The 5473-nt window shown below is 42.7% G+C and carries 4 protein-coding genes; 2 read left to right on the top strand and 2 right to left on the bottom strand.

The window, feature by feature from the left end; all coding sequences use genetic code 11:
• Positions 1 to 99: 99 nt before the first annotated feature.
• The gene (locus ACFQ2O_RS19440; protein WP_377531927.1) at positions 100 to 792 is read right to left on the bottom strand and encodes a response regulator transcription factor; all 693 of its coding nucleotides are present in this window, start codon (positions 790 to 792) and stop codon (positions 100 to 102) included.
• Positions 793 to 1212: 420 nt separating this feature from the next.
• Between ACFQ2O_RS19440 and gntA the strand changes: the two genes are divergently transcribed.
• Both gntA and ACFQ2O_RS19430 read left to right on the top strand, forming a co-directional pair.
• Complete coding sequence (gene gntA / locus ACFQ2O_RS19435; protein ID WP_377531925.1) at positions 1213 to 1923, top strand: guanitoxin biosynthesis heme-dependent pre-guanitoxin N-hydroxylase GntA; 711 nt, start codon at positions 1213 to 1215, stop codon at positions 1921 to 1923.
• Positions 1924 to 1952: 29 nt separating this feature from the next.
• The gene (locus ACFQ2O_RS19430; RefSeq protein ID WP_377531922.1) at positions 1953 to 2543 is read left to right on the top strand and encodes a DUF1989 domain-containing protein; all 591 of its coding nucleotides are present in this window, start codon (positions 1953 to 1955) and stop codon (positions 2541 to 2543) included.
• A 248-nt stretch (positions 2544 to 2791) separates the two neighbouring features.
• Here the strand turns inward: ACFQ2O_RS19430 and ACFQ2O_RS19425 are convergent, their stop codons facing one another.
• A complete protein-coding gene (locus tag ACFQ2O_RS19425; RefSeq protein WP_377531920.1) occupies positions 2792 to 5290 on the bottom strand; it encodes a PAS domain-containing protein in 2499 nt (832 codons plus the stop codon).
• Between the last annotated feature and the right edge of the window lie 183 nt (positions 5291 to 5473).

The raw sequence follows: 5473 nt of genomic DNA, 5'->3' as shown, positions 1-5473 counted from the left end.
GCATTAAGGGTATAACTACTGTAAAAGTAGAGGGTGCTTCCAAGAACAAGCAGCAGCGTGATGGCACAAACCAGAGTAGATCGTAAGGCAAGTTTTTGTTTAAGATTCATCTGATTTCTGAGCCAGCATATAGCCACGCCCCTTTATGGTGTGTATCAACTTAAAAGAGAAATCTTTGTCTATTTTATTACGCAGGTAGTTGATATATACATCCACCACATTGGTATTAGAGCTGAAATGAATATCCCACACTGCCTGAGCTATCTCTACCCGCGACAGCACCTTTTCCCGGTTTCGTATCAAGTAAAGCAACAGGTTAAATTCTCTTGGTGTTAAGGTGATTTCTTTACCTGCTCTCTTTATAACATTCTGTTCTACGTTTACTTCAAGGTCAGCATACTTGTCAGCCTCGAAAATTCCCTGCTCTAACTGCTTTCTTCTGATGTGTGCATTTATTCGAGCGAGAAGTTCTTTAAAATGAAAAGGCTTTGACATAAAATCATCCGCACCAGCCTCCAATCCTTTTACTTTTTCCTCGGGGTCGCCTAAGGCACTTAAAATGATAATGATGGAGGCAATGTTACGCTTACGGGTAATCTTACAAATTTCGAAACCGTCCAGGCCCGGCAGCATGATGTCCAGTATCACAACATCATACTCGTTGTTGCTGATCTTGCTAACAGCTTCAAAACCATCTGCCACTCGATCTACCTGAAAACTTTTGTCAGTTAAACCTTCCTCAATAAATGAGGCAACACGATCATCATCTTCAACAAGGAGGCACTTCATCATAATAAACTGTATAAACCTTAGCAGTAAAGCTAGTAAATCAATTTGAAAACAAGGTGGTATTAGAAGTTGTGCAAGTTCGACTGTTGAATCTAATATTTCAGAACTTCAGCTGCTGAGTTCACTAAACATAAGCAATTAGAGTTTAAAATATCAGATAATTCTACTACAAAAATGCCCTTACAGATTACAGAAGGTGATCTTGGTAGGTATGCAAACGATTCGCATACTACCTGTTATCACTTAACAATTGCCTGATAGAATCAACAAATTAAAGAGCACCTTTTTGAGACAAAAAGAGTATAAGCTGCTAGTATTAGAACCTGCTACTCTCCCTTATTAAAATATAACACAGTATCTATCAACAGTAGCAGAAATAAATTTGAGTGGAATAGTACCATTCTCGGATCTTTAAAAACTAAAATGAGCACCAAGACATATTTTACAGCGGAAGAAATTGAACAAAGCGAAAGTTTACAGTTAAAAGAAGTCCTTTATAGCCTTACTGATAAGGTGGGCGATGTGGAGTATCCTTGTGTGGGTGCCAAAGCCGCACTGAACTCAAAACAGCTTCGGATAGGTATGTATAACGCTATGGCAACAGATGAAACCACTGAGCGTTTAGGACTCGACCTGAGGCATTACATAAAGGAGACACTAGCATCAGACAGCGAATACATGACATTGGTAGCCATCTTTAAGGATGAAGAGGCAGCAGATGAACTTGGGTTTGAAAATAAATTGTGGGCACAGCTGCAGTTGCTGCATAACAGCGACAACAGTTCCAAACCTTGGGACCCTGAAGTGAGCAGTAACCCAGCAGACACAAATTTTAGTTTCAGCTATAATGGCACTGCCTTCTTTGTAGTGGGCCTGCACCCAAACTCCAGCAGAAAAGCCAGAAGGCTAGGCTACACGGCCTTGGCCTTTAACCTACACCGGCAGTTTGAGCAGCTGCGTGAGAAAGGTGTCTACGAAAATATGAAGAAGGTAATCCGTGACCGAGAAGTTGCTTACGACGGAAGTATAAACCCCATGCTGAAAGACTTTGACGAGGGGCTGGAGGCACCGCAGTACAGCGGACGCCACGTAGACGAAAGTTGGAAATGCCCTTTCCTGGCAGGCAAACTATAAAACTACTTAAGAAGCAAATATTGATAGCAATGACAGAAACAATTGCAAAGCAAACAGGTGCAGCATTTAAGCTGAATAAAGGTGATAAGCTGAAGGTGATTGACCCACAGGGCGAGCAGGTAAGCGACATGGTGCTCTTCAACGCCGAAGACAAACGCGAGAAACTTTCCTCTGGGAAGACATTAGATTTTGAGGAAACCATTCTCATCACCAAGGGACACCACCTATGGAGCAACCGCAGCCATAAGATGATGGAGATACTGGAAGACACCAACGGCCGTAACGATTTTCTATTGGCTCCCTGCAGTCCTGAAACTTTCCAGATTATGTATCAGAACCCAGAATACCATCCCAGTTGTTTCGAGAACCTTTATACCAACCTGGAAAAATTTGGCATAGCGCCTGATGACGTGCCAACCGCCTTCAATATCTTCATGAATGTGCAGTTCGCAGCAGATGGCAAGCTTACCGTAGCTCCGCCCACAAGCAAAGCCGGTGACTATGTACTGCTCGAAGCAAAAATGGATTTAATTGTAGCCCTCACGGCGTGTTCAGCAGAGCAGTCCAACAACTACAGCTTTAAGCCTATACAGTATGAGATCATTCAGGCGCAAAAATGAGTGGTTTATAGCATCCGTTTAAACCATGCAAATCAATTTTTATAGTTGAGCCATTGCTTTTCAAATTTAGAAATACATGGTAGGCAATATATAAAACAAGGGAAGACACCTGTAGATGTGGAGTCTTCCCTTGTTTTATAATATACTTAGCAAACCAGAAGATAGTATAGAAACAGTGCTACTGTAGAAAGGCTCCCGCTCTCTCTCCCCCTATTTCCTGAAAAGGCTTTACAAACTTTCTGAAAGTGCTAATTTAAATATATACTGAAGGTAGTACCAACCCCAGCCGTACTTTGCACCTCTATTTTCCCACCTGCATTATCCACTATTTTTTTAACCATATAAAGCCCTACGCCAGACCCTTCCACATGGTCGTGGAAGCGCCTGAACATGGTAAATAACTTGCCTTGCTGTTTAGAACTTAGGCCTAATCCATTGTCCTTAACCTGTAGTACTGTGTAGTCGCCTTCTTGGTGGCAACTGATTCTCACAGATAATACTCTATCCGGATGCCTGTATTTAATTGCGTTTGAAAGAAGATTATAAACAATGCTGCGCAGGTTTTTTTCAGAAAAAGTAACTGTATTACTATCTATGATGGAAACTTCTATTTGTGCTCCAGACTTTAAAATAGTTTGTTCCAGGTCTAGCTTTACTTCATAAATCACCGCCTCAAGATTTACTTTCTCCTCTAAGCCAGGACCATCTTTCTGAAGCTTTGAAATCTGGGTCAGACTATCAATTGTCTTCTTGAAACGAACGATTGAACCCTGCATCATTTCAATGATCTTATTTAGCTCACCTTGCTCCTCACTTTCTACCGGAAGTTCCAGGAGCAGCTCCTCCATAAGCATTTCAATATTTGAGATCGGGGCCTTTAAATCATGTGATGCGGTGTAGATAAAATTATCCAGATCCGCATTGATATGCGTTAGCTGCCTATTTACCGCCACCAGCTCTTTTGCGTTACCTTTTGCTTCTTTTTCACTTTTCTCCAAGGCTCTTCTGGATGCCACCTGTTCGGATACATCCATCACGAGCGAATAGAATCCCACAACCTTGCCTTCGCGGAAGTCAGGCACAAAACTAGTGCGGACATCTTTCAATCCTTCTTTAAAAGGCATAGTTGCCTCGAAATTAACCCTTTCTCCGGCTAATGCCTTATTGAAATATCCTTCTACGGCTTCGTAGGCTTTTTCTCCTATCACCTCGGCTATAGGTTTCCCTATTAACGTTTCACCCTTCAAATCAAACCACGCATAGTAAGCCTTATTGGCAAAACGGTAGATCTTCTGCCTGTCTACATAACTAATAAGAACAGGCAGTGAATCAGTGATATGCTGCAACTGCTGTGCAATGGACTCTATAGACCTTCTGTCTTCCACTTGACGAGTTACATCGTGTGCATAAACCAGTATACCGTCTACTGCCCCCTCCCCGTCTCGCCTGGCCAGATACGTGAAGGACCAGAAAATTTCTTCTAATGGAGCACCCTCATAACGGGCCATCATCAGGGGCATTTCACTGGCTACGTACGTCTCCCCTGTGCGGTACACATTTTCCAATAGAGCAGGTATGATCGTGTCTTTCACTTCAGGAAGCGCTCTGCGTAATGGCTTCCCCTGAAGTTCCCTGCCAGGGAATATTTGCTGGTAAACAGGGTTGACCAACTGGAATACAAAATCAGGCCCATCAAGTATAGTAATAGCTGCTGGAGCCTGCATGAAAAGATCAACTAACTGCTGCTTTTGGATAAGCGCTTGCGTCTGTGCCAGTTGCAGATCCTTGGTTCTGCTTTTTACCCGTTCCTCTAATTCTACATTTAAAGTTTGGAGCGACGCTGCACCTTTCTCTACCTGGCGGCGGGCCTCTACAAATTCAGTTACATCGAGCGCAAAAATGAGCATGCCACTGATTTCACCATTGGCATTATAGAGCGCTTGATAGATGAAGTTCCAATAGATATCCTCCACAGGCTGCCCTGCATATCTGGCTACAGGAATTAAGACTTCTTTCCCTTCAAATGTTTCTCCGGTTGTAACCACGTTTTGCACGATTTTATATACCGGCTGCTCCCTTAGCTCAGGAAGCGCCTCGAATAGCGGCAGGTTTAGCAACTCACGACCAGGAAAGAGCTGTTGGTAAGATTTATTTATAAATTTGAATTCAAGATCAGGGCCTTCCAGCATGGCACAAGCCGCAGGTGCCTGTTCAAAAAGGCGTTCCAGACGTAGGCGCTGCTGCTCAGCCTGCGCCAGCGCATCTCGTTCTCTTTTTTGGCTTTGCTCCAACAGGTGCTTAGCCTTTATTTCCTCCGATACATTTACCGTCTCGTGTATAATATAAATCACCTCTCCCTGTTCGTTAAGCACAGGAGTATTGAAGGAACTCCAGTAGCGTTCTATAAAACCGCCCGGGTTGTGAGGGTCAGGAATATCGTACTGGATTATATCCATCTTGTGCGGCTTGGCTGAAGACAGAACCATCTGTAAAGAAGCAGTCAAATTTAGAGTAGATGCAGCTTCTGGTCTGTTAGGGTTTTCTGGGAAAGCATCAAAAACATACTTGCCTATAACACCTTCTCGCTTAGTTAGCGTCTCCTGCAAATAAGCATTTGTAACAGCTTTTATTACAAAGGAGGGAGATAGCAAAAGTATCAGCCCAGGAAGAGATTCAAAAATATTAAGCAAAGGCAAACCCTCCTCATCAGGCCTCATATGCTGTGTATGTGTTCCGCTTTTCTTCATTTTAAGCTTTTACCATTAAAGCAAACGTTCATTTATAATGATCTTGTTTGAATACTGAACCTGAAACGTGAGACTTTCATTCAAAATTTAAAGTTATAAGCTTTTAGCGTTAGTAAAATGCATGGAGTGGAAGAAGAGTAAAATCTAATGTACTCCTGCCTTCAACACTACTGTCTATATAGC

It is taken from the genome of Pontibacter rugosus (assembly GCF_042678745.1).
Classification (GTDB): Bacteria; Bacteroidota; Bacteroidia; order Cytophagales; family Hymenobacteraceae; genus Pontibacter; species Pontibacter rugosus.
This window is presented reverse-complemented; position numbering and strand designations above follow the sequence as displayed.

Bases quoted from the DNA above. Each gene is read 5' to 3' on its own strand.
- ACFQ2O_RS19440 (WP_377531927.1), bottom strand. From the start codon at position 792: ATGATGAAGTGCCTCCTTGTTGAAGATGATGATCGTGTTGCCTCATTT.
- gntA (WP_377531925.1), top strand. From the start codon at position 1,213: ATGAGCACCAAGACATATTTTACAGCGGAAGAAATTGAACAAAGCGAA.
- ACFQ2O_RS19430 (WP_377531922.1), top strand. From the start codon at position 1,953: ATGACAGAAACAATTGCAAAGCAAACAGGTGCAGCATTTAAGCTGAAT.
- ACFQ2O_RS19425 (WP_377531920.1), bottom strand. From the start codon at position 5,290: ATGAAGAAAAGCGGAACACATACACAGCATATGAGGCCTGATGAGGAG.